This is a genomic window from Enterobacter asburiae (assembly GCA_011754535.1).
Classification (GTDB): domain Bacteria; phylum Pseudomonadota; class Gammaproteobacteria; order Enterobacterales; family Enterobacteriaceae; genus Enterobacter; species Enterobacter cloacae_N.
On sequence record JAAQVN010000001.1, the window covers coordinates 3,888,412 to 3,912,363 of the forward strand.

The window sequence follows — 23,952 nt, forward strand, 5'->3', positions numbered from 1 at the left end:
ATCTTTCCCCCGCTTTCCGCCACACTAGTCGCAGTGAAACACATTAAGGACGTGGCATGTCGGACCATGAAAATCTGCTGCTGAAGCTCCGCCAGGAAGCTTCCGGGTACAGCCCAACGCAGCAAAAACTCGGCGAGTTTGTCCTGAGCGACCCTGCCCGGGTGCTCTACCTGACCATCACCGAGCTGGCGCGCGAGAGCCACACCAGCGAGGCCAGCGTGACGCGTCTTTGCCGGACGCTGGGCTGCAAGGGGTATAACGAATTTAAAATGGCGCTGGCGCTGGATATTCAGCAGGGCCAGCCCGCGCGTCAGGCGGGGGATGAGATTGACAGCGTGGTGGATGAGTCGGTTCAGGCTCTGCAGGATACCGCGAGACTCCTCGACCGCTCGCTACTTGAAAAGGCCGCACTGGCGCTGCACCAGGCGCAATCCGTGCAGATTTATGGCGTCGCGGCCAGCGCGATCCTCGGGGAGTACCTGCATTACAAGCTATTAAGGCTGGGTAAACCTGCACAGCTGTTTAGCGATATGCACCGCGCAGCCATGAATGCGACAACGCTTTCGGCAGAGACGCTGGTGGTGGCGATCTCCAGTTCCGGTTCAACGCGAGATTTGCTTCACGTGGTGAAACTTGCCCGCAAGCGAGGCGTGAAAGTTCTTGCGCTCAGCAACACGCCCCGCAGCCCACTGGCGTCTCTTAGCGATATGCAACTGGTGGCCGCCAAGCCAGAAGGCCCCCTTAGCGCAGGTGCGCTCAATGCCAAGGTTGGGGTGATGCTGCTGATCGAATTGCTGACGACATCCATGATTGCGCTGGATGGTCATTACGCTGACGTTAGCCAGCAAACGGCCAGCGCCACGCTTCCTCTTCTGCTCTGAAAACCATTCGCAGGCTTAATAAATAGCCTGCGTTTTATTTTTCCCAATTTCACTTAAGCAAGGCTCAATTCATTTATTTGATAAACGTTTGGTGTAACAAAATATTTTATTTATTACATTTTGAATTACACTCATCGCGCCACCGCCCTCGATAAAATCTATTTAAAATCATATGGTTGAAATATAAATATTAATAAATTGAATTTTTCCGCTCTCCGCACTGTCCAATATTTTCCCCTGATTTCCTTTCCTTAAAATAAGCTTAAGACGCTCTCGATTCCTGCGTTTTATTATTTAAATGCCGTTTACTTTTGCGCGCCTACAATCCGCCTCATCAATCATAATGAGACGGTATTAATGAAGATGTTATTGATTACAGGCGTGACCGGTTTTCTGGGCGGGGCAGTACTTGAAAAAATCCTGACCAGCGATCAATCCGTAAAACTCCTTTTGCTTGCCCGCGCCGACGATCCGCAGAGCGGGCTGGCGCGCGTGCAGGAGAACATGCGTAAGTTTAACGTTCCTGAGAAGAAGCTGGCCTCCCTGAGCGTGGATAATATCCTTATTGGTGACCTCAGCCACCCGGAAGCCTTTCTGAACGATCCCCGACTGGACCAGGTTACGCATGTCGTTAACTGTGCGGCAGTTGCGTCATTTGGGAATAACCCGCTGATCTGGAAGGTAAACGTCGAAGGTACCCTTGCGCTGGCGCGCCGCATGGAGCAGGTCGCAGGGCTGCAGCGTTTCCTGCACGTAGGCACCGCAATGTCATGCACGCCGGAGCAGGATTCGCTGGTCGCCGAAAGTGCGGAATTCAGAGAAAATGCTGAGCACCTGGTGGAATACACGTATTCGAAGTCAACCATCGAACAGCTGATGCGCCAGAAGTGCCCGAATCTGCCGCTGCTCATCGCTCGTCCGTCCATCGTCGTCGGCCATACCCGCCACGGCTGCACGCCGTCGAGCAGCATCTTCTGGGTCTTTAGCATGGGCCTGATGCTGCAGAAGTTTATGTGCTCGATGGAAGACCGGATCGACGTTGTCCCCGTGGATTATTGCGCCGATGCGATGTTAATGCTGCTCAACAGCAACGCGCGTCCGGGAGAAGTGGTACACATTTCTGCCGGGGAAGAGAATAGCGTTCGCTTTGCGGATATCGATCGGGCGATGGCGCAGGCACTGGAGAAAGCGCCTGTTGGCGATAAGTACGCGCAGGTCAGCTACGAAACGCTGGTCAAAATGCGCCGTGAGCTGAAAACAATTTTTGGCCCATGCAACGAACGTCTGATGCTGAGAGCCATGCGTTTATACGGTGCCTTTGCCACGCTGAACGTGCGCTTCAGCAACGATAAGCTGCTCAGCATGGGGATGCCAAAGCCACCCCGGTTTACGGATTATATTGCCCGCTGCGTGCAAACCACCCGGGGGCTAACCATTCCGGAGCAGATGGCGGTCGATTTTAAATAGCCAAAAAAAATGCCAGTCATTCGACTGGCATTTTCATTTTAAGGCTTAAGCAATTATGCCTGGCCTTTGATCTCTTTACGACCGTTGTAAGGCGCTTTTTCACCCAGCGCTTCTTCGATACGAATCAGCTGGTTGTATTTAGCAACACGGTCAGAACGGCTCATAGAACCAGTTTTGATCTGGCCAGCAGCGGTACCCACAGCCAGGTCAGCAATGGTCGCGTCTTCAGTTTCGCCAGAACGGTGAGAGATAACAGCGGTGTAGCCAGCGTCTTTCGCCATTTTGATCGCAGCCAGCGTTTCGGTCAGAGAACCGATCTGGTTGAATTTGATCAGGATGGAGTTAACGATGCCTTTCTCGATGCCTTCTTTCAGGATCTTGGTGTTGGTTACGAACAGATCGTCACCAACCAGCTGGATTTTGTCGCCCAGCACTTTGGTCTGGTATGCGAAACCATCCCAGTCAGACTCGTCCAGACCGTCTTCGATAGAAACGATTGGGTACTGTTTGGTCAGGTCTTCCAGGAAGTGAGTGAACTCTTCGGAGGTGAACGCTTTGTTGCCTTCGCCAGCCAGAACGTATTTACCGTCTTTGTAGAATTCAGATGCTGCACAGTCCATCGCCAGGGTGATGTCTTTGCCCAACTCGTAGCCTGCTGCTTTAACCGCTTCAGCGATAACAGCCAGTGCTTCTGCGTTAGAACCCAGGTTTGGCGCGTAGCCACCTTCGTCACCAACAGCAGTGTTCATACCTTTAGCTTTCAGAACTTTCGCCAGGTTGTGGAACACTTCAGAACCCATACGAACCGCTTCTTTCAGGGTTTTCGCGCCAACTGGCTGAATCATGAATTCCTGAATATCAACGTTGTTGTCTGCGTGCTCACCACCGTTGATGATGTTCATCATTGGTACAGGCATAGAGTATTTGCCTGGGGTGCCGTTCAGTTCAGCGATGTGCTCGAACAGTGGCATACCTTTAGCAGCGGCTGCTGCTTTGGCGTTCGCCAGGGAAACGGCCAGGATTGCGTTCGCACCGAAGTTAGATTTGTTTTCAGTACCGTCCAGATCGATCATGATCTTGTCGATGCCAGCCTGATCTTTGGCATCTTTGCCAACGATAGCCTGAGCAATAGGACCGTTAACAGCGCCAACCGCTTTCAGTACGCCTTTGCCCATGAAACGGGATTTGTCGCCATCACGCAGTTCCAGCGCTTCGCGGGAACCTGTAGAAGCACCTGATGGAGCAGCTGCCATACCGACGAAACCACCTTCCAGATGAACTTCGGCTTCAACGGTCGGGTTACCACGGGAGTCGATGATTTCACGACCGATGACTTTAACGATTTTGGACATTAGATTTTCCTCAGTACAAGTTAAACTAAAACTCCAGACAAACAACGCGTACCGTTGGTACGCGTTGCCGTTCTAACTTTTTTTACTTCGCCTGACGCTTCTGGTACTCGTTGGCGGCTTTAACGAAGCCTGCAAACAGCGGATGTCCATCACGCGGCGTTGAAGTAAATTCCGGGTGGAACTGGCAGGCGACAAACCACGGATGGTTTGGCACCTCGATGATCTCGACTAACTGATCATCCCCGGAGCGACCCGCAACACGCAGGCCCGCGGCTTCAATTTGTTTCAACAACATGTTGTTGACTTCATAGCGGTGACGATGGCGCTCGGTGATGACCGGCTCGCCGTACAGCTTGCGAACCACGCTATCGTCGGACAGCTGGCAGGCCTGTGCACCAAGACGCATAGTGCCACCCAGATCGCTCTTCTCGGTACGGACTTCAACGTTACCGTCTTCGTCACGCCATTCCGTAATCAGCGCCACTACAGGGTACTTACAGTCTGGCACAAATTCCGTAGAGTTCGCGTTTTCCATTCCCGCTACGTTGCGCGCAAATTCGATCAGCGCAACCTGCATACCCAGGCAGATGCCGAGGTATGGAATATTGTTTTCACGCGCATAGCGTGCAGTGGCGATCTTGCCTTCAACACCACGGTAGCCGAAGCCGCCAGGGATGAGGATAGCATCCAGATCTTTCAGAATTTCAACGCCACGTGTTTCAACATCCTGCGAATCAATCAGCTTGATGTTCACGGAGACGCGATTCTTCAGACCACCGTGTTTCAGCGCTTCGATTACGGACTTATAGGCGTCCGGCAGTTCGATGTACTTGCCGACCATACCGATAGTCACTTCGCCCGCCGGGTTAGCTTCTTCGTAAATAACCTGTTCCCATTCAGACAGGTTAGCTTCCGGACAGTTCAAGCTGAATCGTTTACAAATATAATCGTCCAGACCCTGTGATTTCAACAGGCCCGGGATTTTATAAATGGAATCGACATCTTTCATTGAAATAACGGCTTTTTCAGGCACGTTACAGAACAATGCAATTTTCGCACGTTCGTTCGCCGGGATTGCGCGATCGGAACGGCAAACCAGGATGTCAGGCTGAATACCGATGGAGAGCAGCTCTTTAACGGAGTGCTGAGTCGGTTTGGTTTTCACTTCACCTGCTGCCGCCATGTAAGGCACCAGCGTCAAGTGCATGAACAGCGCGTGTTCACGACCAATGTCTACCGCCAGCTGACGAATAGCTTCGAGGAATGGCAGGGATTCGATATCACCCACGGTGCCGCCGATTTCAACCAGCACAACGTCATGCCCTTCGCCACCGGCAAGGACACGCTCTTTGATTGCGTTAGTGATGTGTGGGATAACCTGCACGGTCGCGCCCAGGTAGTCACCGCGGCGCTCTTTACGCAGAACGTCAGAGTAGATGCGGCCAGTCGTAAAGTTGTTACGACGGGTCATTTTGGTACGAATGAAACGCTCGTAGTGGCCAAGATCCAGATCGGTTTCAGCGCCGTCTTCAGTAACGAACACTTCCCCGTGTTGGGTTGGGCTCATGGTGCCAGGATCGACGTTGATGTACGGATCCAGTTTCATCATGGTCACATTGAGGCCACGGGCTTCAAGAATGGCTGCGAGGGAGGCTGCGGCAATGCCTTTACCCAGAGAGGATACGACCCCGCCGGTCACAAAAATATAGTTCGTTGTCATGCTGAACCTGAGAAGTTAGGGTGAAACGATGGAATAACCAGGACGGGAAAGTAGTATACCCGAACACGGCGAGCGCCACAAACTTTCATTCTCCGTCTCCATTCCAGGCCATGACAAACATAAGGAGTGAGAAAATAGCCCCTTTTGGGTAAATGTTTTTGACGCAAATCAAGCGCTTGTCATTTAAAAAATCACACAAATTGCGCTTGATCGCAAAATTCCGTTAGAGATCAGATTCCTGGCGTTTTACTTCCTGCCAGACTTCTTCCATAGCGTCGAGATCAATTCCGGTCATTTCCAGGCCGCGCGAGGCCACAATCCGCTCTACTTCACGAAAGCGTCGTTCGAATTTCAGGTTGGCTTTTTGCAGGGCGGTTTCCGCTTTTACCCCTAAATGGCGAGAAAGGTTGACGGTCGCGAACAGCAGGTCGCCCATCTCTTCCTCCAGCTTTGCTTCATCCACCACCGCCTGCTGCGCTTCGTGCATCACTTCGTCGATCTCTTCATGCACTTTACCCAGCACCGGTCCCAGTGAATCCCAGTCAAAACCCACGGCCGAGCAGCGTTTCTGAATTTTGTGGGCGCGCATCAGCGCGGGCAGGCTCAGCGGGATGTCGTCCAGCGCAGAGTGCTGGGACTTTTCAGCGCGCTCGGCGCTTTTTATCTGCTCCCAGCGGGCCAGCACCTCTGCGCTGTTTCCTGCGGTGGCATCGCCAAAGATATGCGGGTGGCGGCGCTCCAGCTTGTCGCTGATAGCGGCGCAGATATCCTCAAAGTTAAAGCGCCCTTCCTCCTGCGCCATCTGGGCGTAGAAGACCACCTGGAACAGCAGGTCGCCGAGTTCACCGCGCAGGTCATCAAAGTCCTCGCGGGAAATGGCGTCCAGCACCTCATAGGTCTCTTCGAGGGTATAGGGCGCGATGGTGGCGAAAGTCTGCTCTTTGTCCCATGGACAGCCGTTTTCCGGGTCGCGCAGGCGTTTCATGATGCCAAGCAGGCGGTCGATTTGAGTCATGATTATGTCCTGATAAAAAAATGCCGGGTGGCGGCTTACGCCTTACCCGGCCTACAAAAGAGGGAAATCTTAACCGCCGTGCAGACGACGCGCGTCAATCACATCCGGCACCTGGTTCAGCTTGCCCAGCACGCGGCCGAGCACCTGCAGGTTGTAGATTTCGATGGTCATATCGATGGTGGCAAGCTGCTCGCGAGTATCGCTGCGGCTGGCAACGCCCAGCACGTTGACCTTCTCGTTGGCGAGAATGGTGGTGATATCGCGCAGCAGGCCGCTGCGGTCGTTGGCGGTAACGCGCACCACCAGCGAGTAACCGGCGGAGTAGCTCTCACCCCAGACCGCCTCCACGATGCGCTCCGGCGCATGGGACTGCAGCTCCGCAAGCTGGTCGCAGTCGGAGCGGTGGATAGAGATCCCGCGCCCCTGAGTGATAAAGCCGACGATGTCGTCACCCGGAATCGGCTGGCAGCAGCGGGCGATGTGGTGCATCAGGTTGCCCACGCCCTCAACCACCACGCGGCCGTTGTCTTTGCTGCGCTGCTGCGGGGCATAGGTTTTCTGCTGCAGCTGCTTCAGCGCCGCCGCGTCCTGTTCCTCCGCGCTAGGCTTGTTGAACTGCGCCTGCAGGAAGTTGACCATCTGATTAAGACGGATATCACCGCCGCCAATCGCCGCCAGCAGCTCGTCCAGCTCGTTGAAGTTGTAGCGCGGCAGCAGGAACTTTTCCGCCTCTTTCAGGCTGATCCCGATATGCTCCAGCTCGTCGTCGAGGATCTGGCGACCGGCAAGAATGTTTTTGTCACGATCTTGCTTGCGGAACCAGGCGTGGATTTTAGAGCGCCCGCGGCTGGTAGTGACGTAGCCCAGGTTAGGGTTAAGCCAGTCGCGGCTCGGGTTAGGCTGCTTCTGGGTAATGATTTCAATCTGGTCGCCCATCTGCAGCTGGTAGGTAAACGGTACGATACGTCCACCGATCTTCGCCCCGATGCAGCGGTGCCCCACGTCGCTGTGGATGTGGTAAGCAAAATCGAGCGGCGTAGAGCCGGCCGGCAGATCGACAACGTCCCCTTTCGGGGTAAAGACGTAGACGCGGTCATCAAAGACCTGGCTACGCACCTCATCGAGCATCTCGCCGGAGTCGGCCATCTCTTCCTGCCACGCAATCAGCTTGCGCAGCCAGGCAATGCGGTCTTCATGGCCAGAACGCGCTCCGCCCGAGGTACCTTCTTTATATTTCCAGTGCGCGGCAACGCCCAGCTCGGCGTCTTCATGCATCTGTTTGGTGCGGATCTGAATCTCGACCGTTTTGCCGCCGGGGCCAAGCACCACGGTATGAATGGACTGATAGCCGTTTGGTTTGGGGTTCGCGACGTAGTCATCGAACTCATCCGGCAGATGGCGGAAGTGAGTATGTACTATACCCAGCGCGGCGTAGCAGTCCTGCAGACGCTCCGCCACGATACGCACGGCGCGCACGTCAAACAGCTCGTCAAAGGCGAGGTGTTTCTTCTGCATTTTGCGCCAGATGCTGTAGATATGCTTAGGTCGACCGTAAACTTCGGCACGCACATTCTCTTCTTTCATCGCCTGGCGCAGGCCGCCGACAAATTCCTCGATATAGTGCTCGCGGTCGATACGGCGCTCGTGCAGAAGTTTAGCAATGCGCTTATATTCTGCCGGATGCAGGTAGCGGAAGCAGTAATCTTCCAGCTCCCATTTCAGCTGACCAATCCCTAAGCGGTTCGCCAGCGGGGCATAAATGTTCGTACACTCTTTTGCGGCCAGCACGCGCTCGTCTTCCGGCGCATCTTTGACCTCGCGCAGGTGGGCAATACGCTCGGCCAGCTTGATGACCACGCAGCGGAAATCATCCACCATGGCAAGCAGCATCCGGCGGACGTTATCAACCTGCTCAGAGGAGACGGAGTCGGTATGCGCGGCTTTAAGCTGGCGGATAGCCGCCATATCGCGCACGCCGTGGATCAGCGCAACGACGGATTTCCCGACGCTGTCGCGCAGCACATCTTCGCTGACCACGTCCGCATCCGCGAGAGGGAACAGCAGCGCGGCCTGCAGGGTTTCGATGTCCATGTTCAGCATGGACAAGATTTCCACCATCTCCACGCCGCGCCATAAGAGAAGATCGGCATCCGGGTGTCCCTGCGTGGTGCGCAGACAGTAGGCCCAGGTTTCGGTTAAGCGTTCACACGACTGCTGGCTGGAAATTCCCAGACTTGCGATCCATTTTTGTGGGTCAAACTCCCCAGCTTTATTGAGATGTGCACTTCTTACCGCAACCATTGTCCTCTCCTTTAGGGACCAGGGCCTGTCGAAGTCGACAAGCCAAACAAATTAGATGTGCTCGAACAACACCATCGATTCCAGATGTCCAGTGTGCGGGAACATGTCCAGCATTGCCAGACGCTGAATCTGGTAACCCGCGCTGAGTAACGCCTCACTGTCCCGGGCAAGCGTTGCCGGGTTACAGGAAACATAGACCACACGCTTTGGCGCGAGTTTAATAATATGTGCCATCACGCCCGGGGCACCGGCACGCGCCGGGTCGAGCAGGATTTTATCAAAGCCCTGCTGTGCCCAAGGCTGTTGGGTGACATCTTCCTCAAGATTTTGATGAAAGAATGTCACATTTTGCAAGCCGTTCTGCCGCGCGTTCTCCTGCCCTTTCGCCACCAGCGCCTCAACGCCTTCCACGCCGACGACGCTTGCCGCTCTGCGCGCCAACGGCAGAGTAAAGTTACCCATGCCGCAGAACAGATCGAGCACCCGGTCAGTGGGCTGTACGTCAAGCCATGCCAGGGCGTTCGCCACCATCTGCTGGTTTACGCCGTCGTTGACCTGAATGAAATCCCGCGGGCTGTACGTTAAGCGTAGCCCGTCTGACGCATACCAGGGAGCTTCACCTGTTACCTGTTCAAGTATCTCGCTTTGCGGCGCGAGGAAAAGCGCAAGCTCATGAGAATGCGAAAAGCGTTCCAGTTTTTCGCGATCTTTTTTCGACAGTGCCGCGGTGTGGCGCAGCACCATCAGCGGGCCATTGTTCGCCAGCACCAGTTCAACGTGGCCCAGTGAACGCACCCCGTCGAGCGATGCAAGACAGCGGTGCACGTCAGGAAGCAATGCCTCAAGATGGGGCGCCAGAATGGGGCACTGCTTCACGTCAACAATATCGCTGGAGGCCGCTTTGCGAAAACCCATCTCCAGCCGCGCCGTTTTAGGCTGATAGCTCAGGCTAAGACGCGCGCGGCGGCGATAGCCCCAGGGCTCATCGGCGATAATTTCGTTAACGTCGTGCTTCAGCAGACGCGCCAGGGCCTGGCTTTTACTTTTTTGCTGTAATTCTGTGCTCGCATGCTGTTGCTGGCAGCCGCCGCACACGCCAAAATGGGGGCAGCGGGGCGCCACGCGCTGCGGGCTATCGTTGAGGCGACGCTTCACCTGTCCGCGTGCGTACTGGCGTTTGTCTTCCGTCAGCGTAATTTCTGCTCGTTCTGTTGGCAGCAAACCTGTTATAAACAGAGTCTTACCATTGTGACGAGCCACTCCCTGACCAAACGGATCAAGATCCGTGGCTTCAACAGTAATGATTTGACGCGTCGTCACGCGTCGCTTTGCAGAGTAGAATTGCGCCATCGCCGAGATTTTTCTCACATAAACATAATTATTTTAATTGTCCCATAACGGAACGCCATGACCAACTACAGCCTGCGCGCGCGCATGATGATTTTGATCCTCGCCCCCACCGTTCTCATCGGTTTGCTGCTGAGTATCTTCTTTGTCGTGCACCGCTATAACGATTTGCAGCGACAGCTGGAGGATGCAGGCGCCAGCATTATCGAACCGCTCGCCGTCTCAAGCGAGTACGGGATGAACCTGCAAAACCGCGAATCCATTGGTCAGTTAATCAGTGTGCTCCACCGGCGCCACTCGGAGATTGTTCGCGCCATTTCCGTCTACGACGAACATAACCGCCTGTTTGTCACCTCGAATTTTCATCTCGATCCGGCAACGCTGAAGATCCCGGACGGTACGCCCTTCCCGCGCCATCTCACCGTGTTGCGCCGTGGCGATATCATGATTCTGCGCACGCCGATCGTGTCGGAAAGCTATTCCCCCGATGAGTCTGCGCAATCCGATGCTAAATCCAGCAATAACATGCTGGGATATGTAGCGCTGGAGCTGGATCTCAAGTCGGTACGGCTGCAGCAGTACAAAGAAATTTTTATCTCTGGCGTGATGATGCTGTTCTGCATTGGTATTGCGCTGATCTTCGGCTGGCGTCTGATGCGCGACGTAACAGGCCCCATCCGTAATATGGTTAACACCGTTGACCGCATCCGCCGGGGACAGCTCGACAGCCGCGTGGAAGGATTTATGCTGGGCGAGCTGGATATGCTGAAAAACGGCATTAACTCGATGGCGATGTCGCTGGCGGCCTATCATGAAGAGATGCAGCATAACGTTGACCAGGCCACCTCTGACCTGCGCGAAACGCTGGAGCAGATGGAGATCCAGAACGTTGAGCTGGATCTGGCGAAAAAGCGCGCTCAGGAAGCGGCGCGTATTAAGTCTGAGTTCCTGGCCAATATGTCGCACGAGCTGCGCACGCCGCTCAATGGCGTGATCGGCTTTACCCGCCTGACGCTAAAAAGTGAGCTTAATCCGACTCAGCGCGATCACCTGCACACCATTGAACGTTCGGCCAATAACCTGCTGGCGATCATTAACGACGTGCTGGACTTCTCCAAGCTGGAGGCGGGCAAACTGATTCTGGAAAGTATTCCGTTCCCGCTGCGCAGTACGCTCGATGAAGTGGTGACGCTGCTCGCGCACTCCTCGCACGACAAGGGCCTTGAGCTAACGCTCAATATTAAAAACGACGTGCCGGACAACGTCATTGGCGATCCGCTGCGCCTGCAGCAGGTCATTACCAATCTTGTCGGGAATGCCATTAAATTCACCGAAAGCGGCAACATCGACATCCTGGTAGAAAAACGCGCGATCAGTAATAACAAGGTACAGATTGAGGTTCAAATCCGCGATACCGGCATCGGCATTCCGGAGCGGGATCAGTCGCGTCTGTTCCAGGCCTTCCGCCAGGCAGATGCCAGCATTTCCCGCCGCCATGGCGGTACCGGGCTGGGGCTGGTGATCACGCAGAGGCTGGTGAACGAGATGGGCGGAGATATCTCTTTCCATAGCCAGCCAAACCGCGGCTCAACCTTCTGGTTCCACATTAACCTGGACCTCAATCCAAACGTGCTGACCGACGGCCCGGTGACGGACTGTCTGAAAGGGAAGCGTCTGGCCTACGTCGAGCCTAACGCGGCGGCGGCGCAGTGCGCGCTGGATATCTTAAGCACCACGCCGCTGGAGGTGGTTTACAGTCCAACCTTCTCAGCCCTTGCCGTTGATCATTACGACATTCTGCTGATGGGGATCCCGGTGACTTTCACCGGCGAGCTGACCATGCAGCAGGAGCGGCTGGCGAAAGCCGCGTCGATGACAGACTATCTGCTGCTGGCACTGCCCTGCCACGCCCAGATAAATGCGGAAGAGTTGAAAAACGACGGGGCGGCCGCATGCCTGCTTAAGCCGCTCACCGCGACTCGCCTGCTGCCCGCGCTCACGGAGTATTGCCGTCTTAGCCAGCACGCTCTGCCGTTGATTAACGATGAGCAAAAACTGCCCATGAGCGTGATGGCGGTGGATGATAATCCGGCAAACCTGAAGCTAATTGGCGTATTGCTGGAAGACCAGGTTCAGCACGTTGAGCTGTGTACCAGCGGCGCGCAGGCGGTTGAACTGGCTAAACAGATGCAGTTCGATTTGATTCTGATGGATATTCAGATGCCGGGCATGGATGGCATTCGGGCCTGTGAGCTGATCCACCAGCTCCCGCACCAGCAGCAAACGCCAGTGATTGCGGTCACCGCGCATGCGATGGCCGGTCAGAAAGAGAAGCTGCTGAGTGCCGGGATGAATGATTACCTGGCGAAACCTATCGACGAAGAGAAGCTTCATAACCTGCTGTTACGCTATAAGCCGGGTCATATTGGCGGGACGTACACGGTTTCCAGCGAACCGGTTGAAATCAGCGTCAACCAGAACGCGACCTTTGACTGGCAGCTTGCCCTGCGCCAGGCAGCAGGGAAACCCGATTTAGCGCGAGAGATGCTGCAAATGCTGGTCGCGTTTCTGCCGGAGATTCGGAACAAGGTTGAAGAACAGCTGGTGGGCGAGAACCCGGAAGAACTGCTGGAAGCGATCCACAAGCTGCACGGCAGCTGCGGCTACAGCGGCGTACCGCGACTGAAAAACCTCTGCCAGCTGCTGGAGCAGCAGCTGCGCGCAGGTACGCCGGAATCGGAGCTTGAACCGGAGTTCCTGGAGCTGCTGGATGAAATGGATAACGTAACGCGTGAAGCGATGAAGGTATTGGGGAGCTGAGGCGGGTGCGGTCTGATTTTCCCCTCACCCCGGCCCTCTCCCCAAAGGGCCGAGGGTCTATAACGTCCCCTCTCCCCTTTGGGGAGAGGGTGAACTACATCCCCTGCCCCACTTTCAGCACCGCCGCGATATTCCTTGCGGCCATCTGTACATTCGCGCTGGCATTTTCCAGCGCGTCCTCCAGCGAGCAGATGGTATAGAGCACGCTAAACACCGCGTCTAAGCCGTGATCGTGTACCACGCCAACGTCCGCCGTCAGGCTGCCCGCAATGCCGATAACGGGCTTATTAAAGCGTTTCGCCACTTTCGCCACCCCCACCGGCACTTTGCCGTGGATCGTCTGGCTGTCGATGCGGCCTTCCCCGGTGATCACCAGATCCGCATCGGCCACCTGGTCGGCCAGGTGTAGCGCATCGGTTACAATCTCAATGCCCTGGCGCAACTGTGCGCCACAAAAAGCGTACAGCGCCGCGCCCATGCCACCCGCCGCGCCGCCACCGGCAAGGTTGAGCACATCAATATCCAGATCCCGGCCAATGACTCTCGCATAGTGCGCAAGCGCGTTGTCCAGGGTGACGATCATCTCGGGCGTGGCGCCCTTTTGCGGGCCAAACACTGCTGACGCGCCATCCTTACCGGTGAGCGGATTCGTCACATCGCAGGCGACTTCTATCCGGCACTCCGCCAGACGCTTGTCGAGGCCGCTCAGGTCAATACGCGCGAGTCTACCCAGCTCGCCCCCGCCCTGCCCCAGCGGCTGTTCATTATCGTCCAGCAGCTTCGCCCCCAGCGCCTGCACCATCCCGGCGCCGCCGTCATTGGTGGCGCTGCCGCCGATACCGATGATGATATGCTTAACGCCCGCATCCAGCGCGTGGCGGATAAGTTCACCCGTACCCCAGGAGGTCGTTTTCAGAGGGTCACGCAGTGAAGGTACAACCAGCTCCAGACCGCTTGCCGCCGCCATTTCAATAAAGGCGCTCTGCTCGTCACCGGATATCCCATAAAACCCTTCCACTCGCTCGCCCAGCGGACCGGTCACCGGAACGTGCACAATGCGTCCCTGCGTTGCTGCGATCATCGCCTCAACTGTGCCTTCACCGCCGTCAGCGACCGGCAGTTTGACGTAAACCGCCTCAGGGAAAATCTCGCGAAAACCGCGCTCGATTGCTGTCGCAACCTCAAGCGCACTCAAACTTTCCTTATACGAGTCCGGTGCGATAACAATTTTCATAAGCCATCCTTACGCATAGTCGTTACGTTAAGCATACACCACGTAGAGAACCGCCAATGGGAGCGGTCCCAATGCGTTTATCGTACCATGCACGGACGTTTATTGTCGAATGTCCAGTCAGGGATCAGGTACTGCATCGCCATCGCGTCGTCGCGCGCGCCCAGACCGTGTTTTTGATACAGCTCGTGAGCCTTCATCACCTGGTCCATATCCAGCTCCACGCCAAGACCTGGAGTTGACGGTACCTGCACCATGCCACCTTTAATCTCAAACGGCTCTTTGGTGAGGCGCTGGTTACCCTCCTGCCAGATCCAGTGCGTGTCAATCGCGGTAATGGTGCCCGGCGCGGCGGCGGCAACGTGGGTGAACATCGCCAGCGACACGTCGAAGTGGTTGTTGGAGTGTGAACCCCAGGTCAGGCCAAACTCATGGCACATCTGCGCTACACGAACCGAGCCCTGCATCGTCCAGAAGTGCGGGTCTGCCAGCGGGATATCCACCGACTGCAGAGAGAGCGTGTGCCCCATCTGACGCCAGTCGGTGGCGATCATATTGGTCGCAGTCGGCAGCCCCGTGGCGCGACGGAATTCCGCCATGACTTCGCGGCCCGAGAAGCCTTTCTCAGCCCCGCACGGATCTTCCGCATACGCCAGCACGCCTTTCAGCTGTTTGCCAATGTTGATCGCTTCATCAAGCGACCACGCACCGTTCGGATCGAGCGTCACGCGCGCCTGCGGGAAACGTTTTGCCAGCGCGGTAATGGCTTCCGCCTCCTCTTCCCCGGCCAGCACGCCGCCTTTCAGTTTGAAATCATTAAAACCATATTTTTCATACGCAGCTTCCGCAAGGCGCACTACCGCATCCGGGGTCATCGCTTCTTCGTGACGTACGCGGTACCAGTCGCATCGTTCGTCCGGCTGGCTCTGGTACGGCAGCGGCGTCAGCTTGCGGTCGCCGACAAAGAAGAGATAGCCGAGCATCTCCACTTCACTGCGCTGCTGGCCCTCGCCCAGCAGCGAGGCAACGTTAACGCCCAGGTGCTGGCCCAGCAGATCCAGCATCGCGGCTTCAATGCCGGTCACCACATGGATAGTGGTGCGCAAATCGAAGGTTTGCAGGCCGCGGCCACCGGCATCGCGATCGGCAAAGGTGTTGCGCACGGTGTTGAGGACATTTTTGTACTCACCCAGCGTTTTTCCCACCACCAGCGGAATGGCATCTTCCAGCGTTTTGCGGATCTTCTCCCCGCCCGGAATTTCACCCACGCCGGTATGGCCGGCATTGTCCTTGATAATGACAATATTGCGGGTAAAAAACGGCGCATGCGCCCCGCTCAGGTTCATCAACATGCTGTCATGACCCGCGACCGGAATGATTTGCATGGAAGTGACGACAGGGGTAGTAAAAGTACTCATCGTGTAATCCTTTTATCAGTGACGTCCAAAAACAGGGCGCTTACGGTCAAATGTCCAGCCGGGAATAAGATACTGCATCGGACCCGCGTCGTTACGCGCGCCGCCCGGTAGCTTTTTATACGCCTCGTGGGCTTTATGGACCCGATCCCAGTCAAGCTCCACGCCCAGTCCGGGCGCATCGGGTACGGCAATTTTACCGTTTTTGATTTCCAGCGGATTTTTCGTCAGGCGGGCTTCGCCTTCCTGCCAAATCCAGTGGGTATCGATGGCTGTCGGGTTCCCCGGCGCCGCCGCGCCAACGTGGGTAAACATCGCCAGCGAAATATCAAAGTGATTGTTCGAGTGGCAACCCCAGGTCAGACCCCAGTCGTCGCACAGCTGCGCCACGCGCACCGCTCCTGAAAGCGTCCAGAAGTGCGGGTCCGCCAGCGGGATGTCGACGGCGTTCAGCATTACCGCATGGCCCATTTCGCGCCAGTTGGTGGCGATCATATTGGTCGCGACCGGCAGGCCGGTGGCACGACGAAACTCAGCCATCACCTCGCGGCCAGAAAAGCCCTGCTCAGCGCCGCACGGGTCTTCAGCGTAGGTCAGGACTTCCCTCAGCCCTTTGCACAGGCTAATCGCTTCATCCAGCAGCCATGCGCCGTTCGGGTCAACGGTGATGCGCGCCGCCGGGAAGCGTTTTTTCAGCGCCCGTGCCGTTTCAATCTCCTGTTCGCCGGGCAGTACGCCGCCCTTCAGCTTGAAATCCTTAAAACCGTAGCGATCCTGCGCCGCCTCGGCGAGGCGGACCACCGCCTCGCTGGAGAGCGCTTCCTGGTGGCGCAGCTGATACCAGTCGTGGTCGCCCGGTGAGCGGGCCAGATAGGGGAGATCGGTTTTATTGCGATCGCCAACGTAGAACAGATAGCCCAGCACGGTGACCGCATCACGCTGTTTGCCCGGCCCCAGCAGTTCGCAGACCGGAACGTTAAGGGCTTTACCGAGTAAATCCAGCAGCGCCGCTTCCAGGGCGGCCACCGCATTGACGCGCAGCTCGAACGTCCATGCGCCCTTGCCAAAGGTATCAAAGTCCGCCGACTGGTTACCCTTATGCACTCGCTGAACCACCTTGTTCAGGCGGGCGACCTCCTGGCCCACCACCTGCGGAATGGCATCGACCAGCGTCTGGTAAATCACCTCTCCGCCAGGGGCCTCGCCCACGCCGGTATTCCCTGCGCTGTCATTCAGCACGACGATATTCCGGGTAAACCAGGCGTTGTGCGCGCCGCCAATATTGAGCAGCATGCTGTCCTGACCGGCCACCGGTATGACCTTCATTTCAGTCACGGTTGGGCTCGATTGCGTTGTCATCAGCCGCGCTCCCCAACAGGTTTAAGTTCGACGCGTTTGATATCGCCTACCAGCACGAGGTAGCTCAGAACCGCCACCAGAGCATGCACGCCGACGTAGATCAGCGCGCCGTTGAAAGACCCCGTGGTGCCGACGATGTAGCCGATAGCGATTGGCGTGACAATCCCGGAAACGTTGCCGAACATATTGAACAGGCCGCCGCTCAGGCCGCTAATCTCTTTTGGCGCAGTATCCGCCATCACCGCCCAGCCCAGCGCGCCAATGCCTTTGCCGAAGAAGGCCATCGCCATAAAGCCGATAATCATCCACTCGGCGCTGACGTAGTTACAGAACACCATGGTCATGGAGAGCAGCATGCCGAGCACGATCGGCGTTTTCCGCGCGATATTCAGCGACCCCGTACGGCGCATCAGCCAGTCGGAAATTACCCCGCCAAGCACGCCGCCGATGAAGCCGCAGATTGCCGGGACCGAGGCGACAAACCCCGCCTTCAGGATCGACATGCCGCGCGCCTGCACCAGGTAAACCGGGAACCAGGTGATAAAGAAGTAGGTTAAGGCGTTGATACAGTACTGGCCGAGATAGATACCGATCATCATGCGCGAGCCGACGAGCTGTTTGATCTGCGCCCATTTCTGGCTGAACGGGACTTTTGCTTTCTCGGACTTCTGATCCATATTGATCAGCGCCCCGCCCTCGGCAATGTACTCCAGCTCTTTTTTGTTCACGCCAGGGTGCTGGTTGGGTTCGTGGATCACTTTCAGCCAGATAAAGCTGATGACGATCCCAAGCCCGCCCATGAAGAAGAAAACGTGCGACCAGCCCACCTCATGCGTCAACCAGCCCATAATGGGCGCAAAGATCACCGTCGCGAAATACTGGGCGGAGTTAAAAATTGCCACCGCCGTTCCCCTCTCCTGCGCCGGGAACCAGGCCGCGACAATGCGGCTGTTGCCCGGGAAGGAAGGTGCTTCCGCCAGGCCCACCAGGAAGCGCAGCGTAAAGAGCGCCACGATAATGCCGAAGCCGCTGAAGATATCGACGAAACCCTGCAAAAGGGTAAAAGCAGACCAGATAAAAATGGACCAGAAATAGACGCGTTTAGAGCCAAAGCGGTCCAGCAGCCAGCCGCCAGGAATTTGGCCGATGACGTAGGCCCATGAGAATGCAGAGAAAACGTAACCCATGCCCACCGGATCAAGGCCGATGTCTTTTGCCATTTCCGAGCCGGCAATCGACAGCGTGGCGCGGTCACCATAGTTAAAGGACGTGACGATAAACAGCATCACCACTATCCAGTAGCGGGCATTGGTGCGCTTTTCAGCGCTGCTCGCTGCGTGGCTTAATGTACTCATTGTTGCACTCCTGAAACATAGCTTTCGCCTGTTCATTCTGTACAGCACCGGTAGGGTAATCAGAATGAGATTAGTTTTGTCGTTTTAGTTCGGCCTGAAGCCGTTTTATCGTGACCGGAAAAGTATATGAAGGAGTGACGCGTCCTCTCACCGTGCAAAAACACAGTATTAAAGGACATGTGAGAGGTTGTTTATGGCATAAGCCCAGGTGAGTGGAAGGTGGTTCACGGAATTGGCGTTTGGTGCGGGGTGTATTGCCGGGTGGCGGCTACGCCTTACCCGGCTTACGAGACTATTTAAGGAGCGTTGCCCAGTGTTCAACCCACGGGTTCGACTCGCTTTCGGGTTCAGGATGCTCACCGGCATCGATCAGCAGCATCTCGCCGACGCGCTTAGCGCTCTGTTCCTGAAGAAGCGCATCGAACTGCTTACCGCCGCCGCAGAAGTTGGCGTAGGAGCTATCACCCAGGGCAATGATGCCGTAGTGAACGTCAGGCTGGTAGCCAAGCTGGTCTTTAATACCCTGGAAAAGCGGCACGATGCTGTCCGGCAGATCGCCCTGCCCGGTGGTGGAGGTCACCACCAGAATGTATTTATCTTTATACTTTTCCCAGTCCGCCAGCTCTGGATCTTCATAGACTGTGGCTTTATGGCCCCGGCTTGTCAAAATCGCCTCAGCCTCTTCCGCTACCAGCAGCGAGTTGCCGTACATCGTGCCGACAAAAATGCCTACTTCAGCCATGCTTTGCTCCCATGATTATTGCGCTTACCGTTCATCCTGAACGTTGCCTGATACAAACTCAACCCTTTCATTTTCGGGGAGTTGCCCCCGCCAGCCAAACTGTGACAGCGCCTGCATCCAGACGTCGTCCAGCCCCGCACGGATGATCAATGGTTCGCCGGTAAACGGGTGAGTCAGGCTAAGCTCGCTGGCGTGCAGCATTAAACGATTACAGCCAAAATGCTCTGCCGCGCTGCGGTTCTGGCGCAGATCGCCGTGCTTGCTATCGCCAATTATCGGGTGGCGCAGGTGCGCAAGGTGGCGACGAAGCTGGTGCTTGCGCCCGGTTTTGGGCAAAAGCTCAACCAGGCTGTAGCGTGTGGTGGGAAACTTGCTTGTTGCCACCGGCATTTCCGCGATCGCCATGCCGCGATAATCCGTCACTGCAGGCTGCGGACCTTTGTCATCCCGGGAAAATTTATCGGCGATTTTGTCCAGCTCCTCCACCAGCGGATAGTCGAGCGTGGCGGATTCGGTCAGCCAGCCACGGACGATCGCATGGTAGCGCTTCTGGATCTGATGCTGCTCGAACTGCTGTGCCAACAGGCGGCCCGCCTCGCTGGAAAGCCCCATCAGCAGCACGCCGGAAGTGGGCCTGTCGAGACGATGGGCGGTAAAAACATGCTGACCAATCTGGTCGCGCACGGTCTGCATCACCACCACTTTCTCGTCGCGATCGAGCCAGCTGCGGTGCACCAGCCAGCCAGACGGTTTGTTCACCGCTACCAGCCATTCATCCTGATAGAGGATTTCCAGCGTCATGCCTCATCACCGGCAAACAGGGCGTCCAGTTTTTCCAGCTCAATCAGCATGACAGCCCGAGCAGGGTGCGTCGCCTCAAGCGCCATTTCATAATAGGGAGAAACAGCAAACGCCTGCGGCAGCGGGTGGCCGCCTTCCAGCAGCGCGTGCATTCTCGGAATTAATACCCACTGGAGCCACTCGAACGGGGCCAGCGTATCCAGGCAGAATGGCTGGGTACTGGCGAACGCTTCCGGCTGCGGCGCAGTCTCCTGCCACAGCTGATGTTGGCGCAAAAGGGCTTCGATGGCGTGCAATTGAGCACGAACGCTATCGTGTTGCGTCATAGTAACCTCAACTGAAAAAGTGAACGGCGCGCAGCATAGCATTGCGGAAGACAGAAATAAAAAAGGGAGCACTGTAAAAACAGTGCTCCCGGTTCGTTTCGCAGCATTCCAGCTACAATTCGTGCTCCCTGCTCTTCCGTGACAACTTTTCCTGATGCCCGAAGGCCTGGTCATCCTTATACCTTTCGCATTCTGCCCGCATCTTCCTGACGCGCTTGTTTCATCCTGAAACGTCCTGGCCTTCCTGACCCACCGACCAACCTGTTCGGTTCTCGTTCTCCTTCCTGGAGGTGTCCCTTACGCGTCCTGCGTTATCCCTTTGCTTCATCCTGAAGCCTTCCTGCAGCGCCATCCTGACGTGTCCTGAGTAAGAAACGCCATCATCCTGATGTTCGTTTCTCGTGTCGGCGTCCTGTCGACGGAGATAGAATCCGCTATTCCGCTTCGTCTTACAACCCACCCTTGCAGCACTGTAAGCCGTAAGAAATCCCTAAAAAAGATGCGATGAACAATTAATTCTTTGAAAAACAGAGTGATATTATTCTGAATTAAATAAGGCAATACTGAACGATCCAGCGATCTCTCACAAACCTTGTAAGAGATCTCTCACACGCGCCGTAGCATCATGGATTACAGAAGTGGCTCAAGCTGGGTAAGGAAATCCGCAAGAGAGGGGGCGAGAGTTTCGCGATTGCGGGTACCGATGGTCTCTTTAATCACTTCCCCGGACAGGTTGCACACGGATATCACATCCAGTTCGCTGTCCAGCGTGGCAATAAAGAGCGTCGGAGAAAGCTTAAGGCGTTTTTGCGTGACCAGATGACCAATCAGGTTTTCCTGAACACGCTGCAGATCGTCTTCGCTCCAGGTCTGCAACAGCATCAGCGTCAAATCACCAAAGCGCGCGGGCATATCCCCTGCAAACTGCGAGGCATAAAACGCATGAACCGCTGGTTGTACCACAAGGTCCATAGCCCGTTCAACCGCATTTACATTTTGCTCAGCGGTATTGGGCTTCGGCTGCCAGATAACGTTGTCATCCTGCGAAGAGATAATGCACGGCGACGGCACGCCATATAAATCAGCGCTTTGCGGCCATGTTCCGTGCTTTTCATGCCATGCATCGCAATAGCGGGTCGTGAAGGTAGTAAGGGCATTTGCGGTTTCGATGTCCACCGATTTCTCTCTTCTTGTAAGACAGGATAAACTCTGCCCATAAGTGTACCTGTAAAGTGGCTATGAAACATGTCTTACGAAAATCATCAGGCGTTAACCGGCTTAACGCTGGGTAAATCGACCGATTACCGCGATACCTACGATGCAGGCCTGCTGCAGGGTGTGCCGCGCAGCCTGAACCGTGATCCCCTTGGACTGCATGCGGACGCATTGCCGTTTGTCGGCGGCGATATCTGGACGCTGTACGAACTCTCGTGGCTTAACGCGCGCGGTCTGCCTCAGGTGGCGGTCGGCCACGTTGAGCTGGATTACGCCAGCCAGAACCTGGTGGAATCCAAAAGCTTTAAGCTCTATCTCAACAGCTTTAACCAGACCAAATTTAACAGCTGGGATGATGTTCAGCAGACGCTGGAACGCGATTTAACCGCCTGCGCACAGGGAAAGGTGAGCGTGTCACTGTACCGCCTGCACGAGCTGGAGGGGCAGCCGATTGCCCACTTCCACGGGACCTGCATCGACGAGCAGGACATCGAGGTGGAGAATTATGATTTCAGCGCAGATTACCTCGAAAACGCGGCGAGCGGAAAAGTGGTTGAAGAGACGCTGGTCAGCCATCTGCTAAAGTCTAACTGCCTGATTACCCACCAGCCGGACTGGGGCTCGGTGCAGATCCAGTACCGCGGGCCGAAAATTGACCGGGAAAAGCTGCTGCGCTATCTGGTGTCGTTCCGCAATCACAACGAATTCCACGAGCAGTGCGTGGAGCGCATTTTTAACGATATTCAGCGTTTCTGCCAGCCGGAAAAGCTGAGCGTCTACGCGCGCTATACCCGCCGTGGCGGGCTGGACATTAACCCGTGGCGCACCAACACCGATTTTGTGCCGGCAACGGGTCGGCTGGTACGTCAATAATATAAATATTTTCACAATATGCGGGCGGTATTCCGCCGAAGTGTTGTGAAACGTCACGCGCCAGGGCTATTGTAATCAAAGGGAATGACGATAATCGTCCCATAAGGAGCTCACTTGATTACACATATTAGCCCGCTTGGCTCAATGGATATGTTGTCGCAGCTGGAAGTGGACATGCTTAAACGCACGGCCAGCAGCGATCTTTATCAACTGTTTCGTAACTGTTCACTTGCCGTACTGAACTCCGGAAGCCTGACAGATAACAGTAAAGAACTGCTGTCCCGCTTCGAAAGCTTTGATATTAACGTGCTGCGCCGCGAGCGCGGCGTGAAGCTTGAAGTCATCAACCCGCCGGAAGAGGCCTTTGTCGACGGGCGTATCATTCGTTCCCTTCAGGCTAACCTGTTTGCGGTGCTGCGCGATATCCTGTTTGTTAACGGGCAGATCCACAACGCAGGCCGCTTCCAGCATCTCGACCTGGAAAGCTCGGTCCATATCACCAACCTGGTGTTCTCTATTCTGCGCAACGCCCGCGCCCTGCACGTTGGCGAAGCACCGAACATGGTCGTCTGCTGGGGCGGCCACTCGATTAACGAAACCGAATATCTCTATGCCCGTCGGGTCGGAACGCAGCTTGGCCTGCGCGAGCTGAATATCTGTACCGGCTGTGGTCCGGGTGCGATGGAAGCACCAATGAAAGGTGCAGCGGTGGGTCATGCGCAGCAGCGTTACAAAGAAGGACGGTTTATCGGCATGACTGAGCCGTCAATCATTGCCGCCGAGCCGCCTAACCCGCTGGTCAATGAGCTGATTATCATGCCGGATATCGAGAAGCGCCTTGAGGCGTTTGTCCGTATCGCTCACGGGATTATCATCTTCCCGGGCGGCGTGGGAACGGCGGAAGAGCTGCTCTATCTGCTGGGGATTCTGATGAACCCGGCCAACAAAGATCAGGTTCTGCCGCTGATCCTGACCGGGCCAAAAGAGAGCGCCGACTACTTCCGCGTGCTGGACGAGTTTATCGTGCATACGCTGGGCGAAGCCGCACGTCGTCACTATCGCATCATCATTGATGACGCGGCGGAAGTGGCGCGTCAGATGAAAAAAGCGATGCCGCTGGTGAAAGAGAATCGTCGTGATACCGGTGATGCGTACAGCTTTAACTGGTCAATCCGTATTGCACCAGACCTTCAGATCCCGTTCGAGCCTACCCATGAAAATATGGCGAACCTGAAACTCTATCCGGACCAGCCGGTGGAAGTGCTGGCCGCCGACCTGCGTCGCGCCTTCTCCGGGATTGTGGCGGGGAACGTGAAGGAGATGGGCATCCGCGCGATTGAGCAGTATGGTCCGTACAAGATCCACGGCGACCCGGAGATGATGCGCCGTATGGATGACATGCTGCAGGGCTTTGTGGCTCAACACCGTATGAAGTTGCCGGGTTCAGCCTACATTCCGTGCTACGAAATCTGCACGTAACGCTCAGCGTCTTCTTCGTAAAGCCGGGGCCCCCTGTAGCGGGTCCCGGCTTTTTTTATTACCGAATCAATTCATAGGTTTCACGTATAGCTTTAACAAACTTACGGTGAACGCAAACGATTACCTTCATTTAACAACCGTAATTTATCAGCCTTAATCCAAATTACCTGCCAGAAAATCCTATAAAGACATTTCTTTACAGCGAAAGACACCTATCTCGCGGGCAGCTCTTTTAGCTTACATGTCGTTGGTG

At 55.8% G+C, this 23,952-nt stretch carries 18 protein-coding genes; 5 read left to right on the forward strand and 13 right to left on the reverse strand.

All coding sequences use genetic code 11. The features are described 5' to 3' along the window. The first annotated feature begins 56 nt into the window (after window positions 1-56). Window positions 57-881, forward strand: a complete 825-nt coding sequence (locus HBM95_18425) for a MurR/RpiR family transcriptional regulator (protein NIH44885.1) — start codon at window positions 57-59, stop codon at window positions 879-881. A 357-nt stretch (window positions 882-1,238) separates the two neighbouring features. Beyond that, a complete protein-coding gene (locus tag HBM95_18430) occupies window positions 1,239-2,348 on the forward strand; it encodes an NAD-dependent epimerase/dehydratase family protein (GenBank protein ID NIH44886.1) in 1,110 nt (369 codons plus the stop codon). Between the two features lie 53 nt (window positions 2,349-2,401). Here the strand turns inward: HBM95_18430 and eno are convergent, their stop codons facing one another. From eno to rlmD, 5 genes are all read right to left on the reverse strand, one after another. Then, a complete protein-coding gene (gene eno / locus HBM95_18435) occupies window positions 2,402-3,700 on the reverse strand; it encodes a phosphopyruvate hydratase (GenBank protein NIH44887.1) in 1,299 nt (432 codons plus the stop codon). Between the two features lie 82 nt (window positions 3,701-3,782). Then, a complete protein-coding gene (pyrG, locus tag HBM95_18440; GenBank protein NIH44888.1) occupies window positions 3,783-5,420 on the reverse strand; it encodes a CTP synthase (glutamine hydrolyzing) in 1,638 nt (545 codons plus the stop codon). A 223-nt stretch (window positions 5,421-5,643) separates the two neighbouring features. Continuing rightward, a complete protein-coding gene (gene mazG / locus HBM95_18445; protein NIH44889.1) occupies window positions 5,644-6,435 on the reverse strand; it encodes a nucleoside triphosphate pyrophosphohydrolase in 792 nt (263 codons plus the stop codon). Between the two features lie 69 nt (window positions 6,436-6,504). Beyond that, window positions 6,505-8,736: a GTP diphosphokinase gene (gene relA / locus HBM95_18450; GenBank protein ID NIH44890.1), complete on the reverse strand. Its 2,232-nt coding sequence runs from the start codon at window positions 8,734-8,736 to the stop codon at window positions 6,505-6,507. Window positions 8,737-8,787: 51 nt separating this feature from the next. After that, window positions 8,788-10,086, reverse strand: a complete 1,299-nt coding sequence (gene rlmD, locus HBM95_18455) for a 23S rRNA (uracil(1939)-C(5))-methyltransferase RlmD (GenBank protein ID NIH44891.1) — start codon at window positions 10,084-10,086, stop codon at window positions 8,788-8,790. 57 nt (window positions 10,087-10,143) lie between these two features. Between rlmD and barA the strand changes: the two genes are divergently transcribed. Further along, entirely contained in the window at window positions 10,144-12,903 is a 2,760-nt protein-coding gene (barA, locus tag HBM95_18460; GenBank protein ID NIH44892.1) for a two-component sensor histidine kinase BarA, read from the forward strand. Window positions 12,904-12,997: 94 nt separating this feature from the next. On the opposite strand, the gene HBM95_18465 is transcribed toward barA, so the two are convergent. From HBM95_18465 to syd, 8 genes are all read right to left on the reverse strand, one after another. Further along, entirely contained in the window at window positions 12,998-14,137 is a 1,140-nt protein-coding gene (locus HBM95_18465; GenBank protein ID NIH44893.1) for a glycerate kinase, read from the reverse strand. 77 nt (window positions 14,138-14,214) lie between these two features. Further along, a complete protein-coding gene (gene gudD / locus HBM95_18470) occupies window positions 14,215-15,552 on the reverse strand; it encodes a glucarate dehydratase (protein NIH44894.1) in 1,338 nt (445 codons plus the stop codon). A gap of 15 nt (window positions 15,553-15,567) precedes the next feature. Then, on the reverse strand, window positions 15,568-16,908 hold the full coding sequence (locus HBM95_18475) for a glucarate dehydratase (GenBank protein ID NIH44895.1): 1,341 nt from the start codon (window positions 16,906-16,908) through the stop codon (window positions 15,568-15,570). After that, window positions 16,908-18,263: a galactarate/glucarate/glycerate transporter GudP gene (gene gudP, locus HBM95_18480; GenBank protein ID NIH44896.1), complete on the reverse strand. Its 1,356-nt coding sequence runs from the start codon at window positions 18,261-18,263 to the stop codon at window positions 16,908-16,910. The genes HBM95_18475 and gudP overlap by 1 nt, the downstream gene beginning before the upstream one ends. 292 nt (window positions 18,264-18,555) lie before the next feature. Further along, the gene (locus tag HBM95_18485; protein ID NIH44897.1) at window positions 18,556-19,005 is read right to left on the reverse strand and encodes a flavodoxin; all 450 of its coding nucleotides are present in this window, start codon (window positions 19,003-19,005) and stop codon (window positions 18,556-18,558) included. 24 nt (window positions 19,006-19,029) lie between these two features. Continuing rightward, window positions 19,030-19,806: a tRNA pseudouridine(65) synthase TruC gene (gene truC, locus HBM95_18490; protein ID NIH44898.1), complete on the reverse strand. Its 777-nt coding sequence runs from the start codon at window positions 19,804-19,806 to the stop codon at window positions 19,030-19,032. Then, entirely contained in the window at window positions 19,803-20,132 is a 330-nt protein-coding gene (locus HBM95_18495) for a YqcC family protein (protein NIH44899.1), read from the reverse strand. Before HBM95_18495 ends, truC begins: the two co-directional genes overlap by 4 nt. A gap of 630 nt (window positions 20,133-20,762) precedes the next feature. Then, window positions 20,763-21,308 (reverse strand): SecY-interacting protein, encoded by a 546-nt coding sequence (gene syd / locus HBM95_18500; protein ID NIH44900.1) that lies wholly within the window; start codon window positions 21,306-21,308, stop codon window positions 20,763-20,765. Between the two features lie 69 nt (window positions 21,309-21,377). Between syd and queF the strand changes: the two genes are divergently transcribed. Both queF and HBM95_18510 read left to right on the forward strand, forming a co-directional pair. Continuing rightward, entirely contained in the window at window positions 21,378-22,220 is an 843-nt protein-coding gene (gene queF / locus HBM95_18505; GenBank protein ID NIH44901.1) for an NADPH-dependent 7-cyano-7-deazaguanine reductase QueF, read from the forward strand. 114 nt (window positions 22,221-22,334) lie between these two features. Further along, entirely contained in the window at window positions 22,335-23,699 is a 1,365-nt protein-coding gene (locus tag HBM95_18510; protein ID NIH44902.1) for an LOG family protein, read from the forward strand. The last annotated feature ends 253 nt before the right edge of the window (window positions 23,700-23,952 follow it).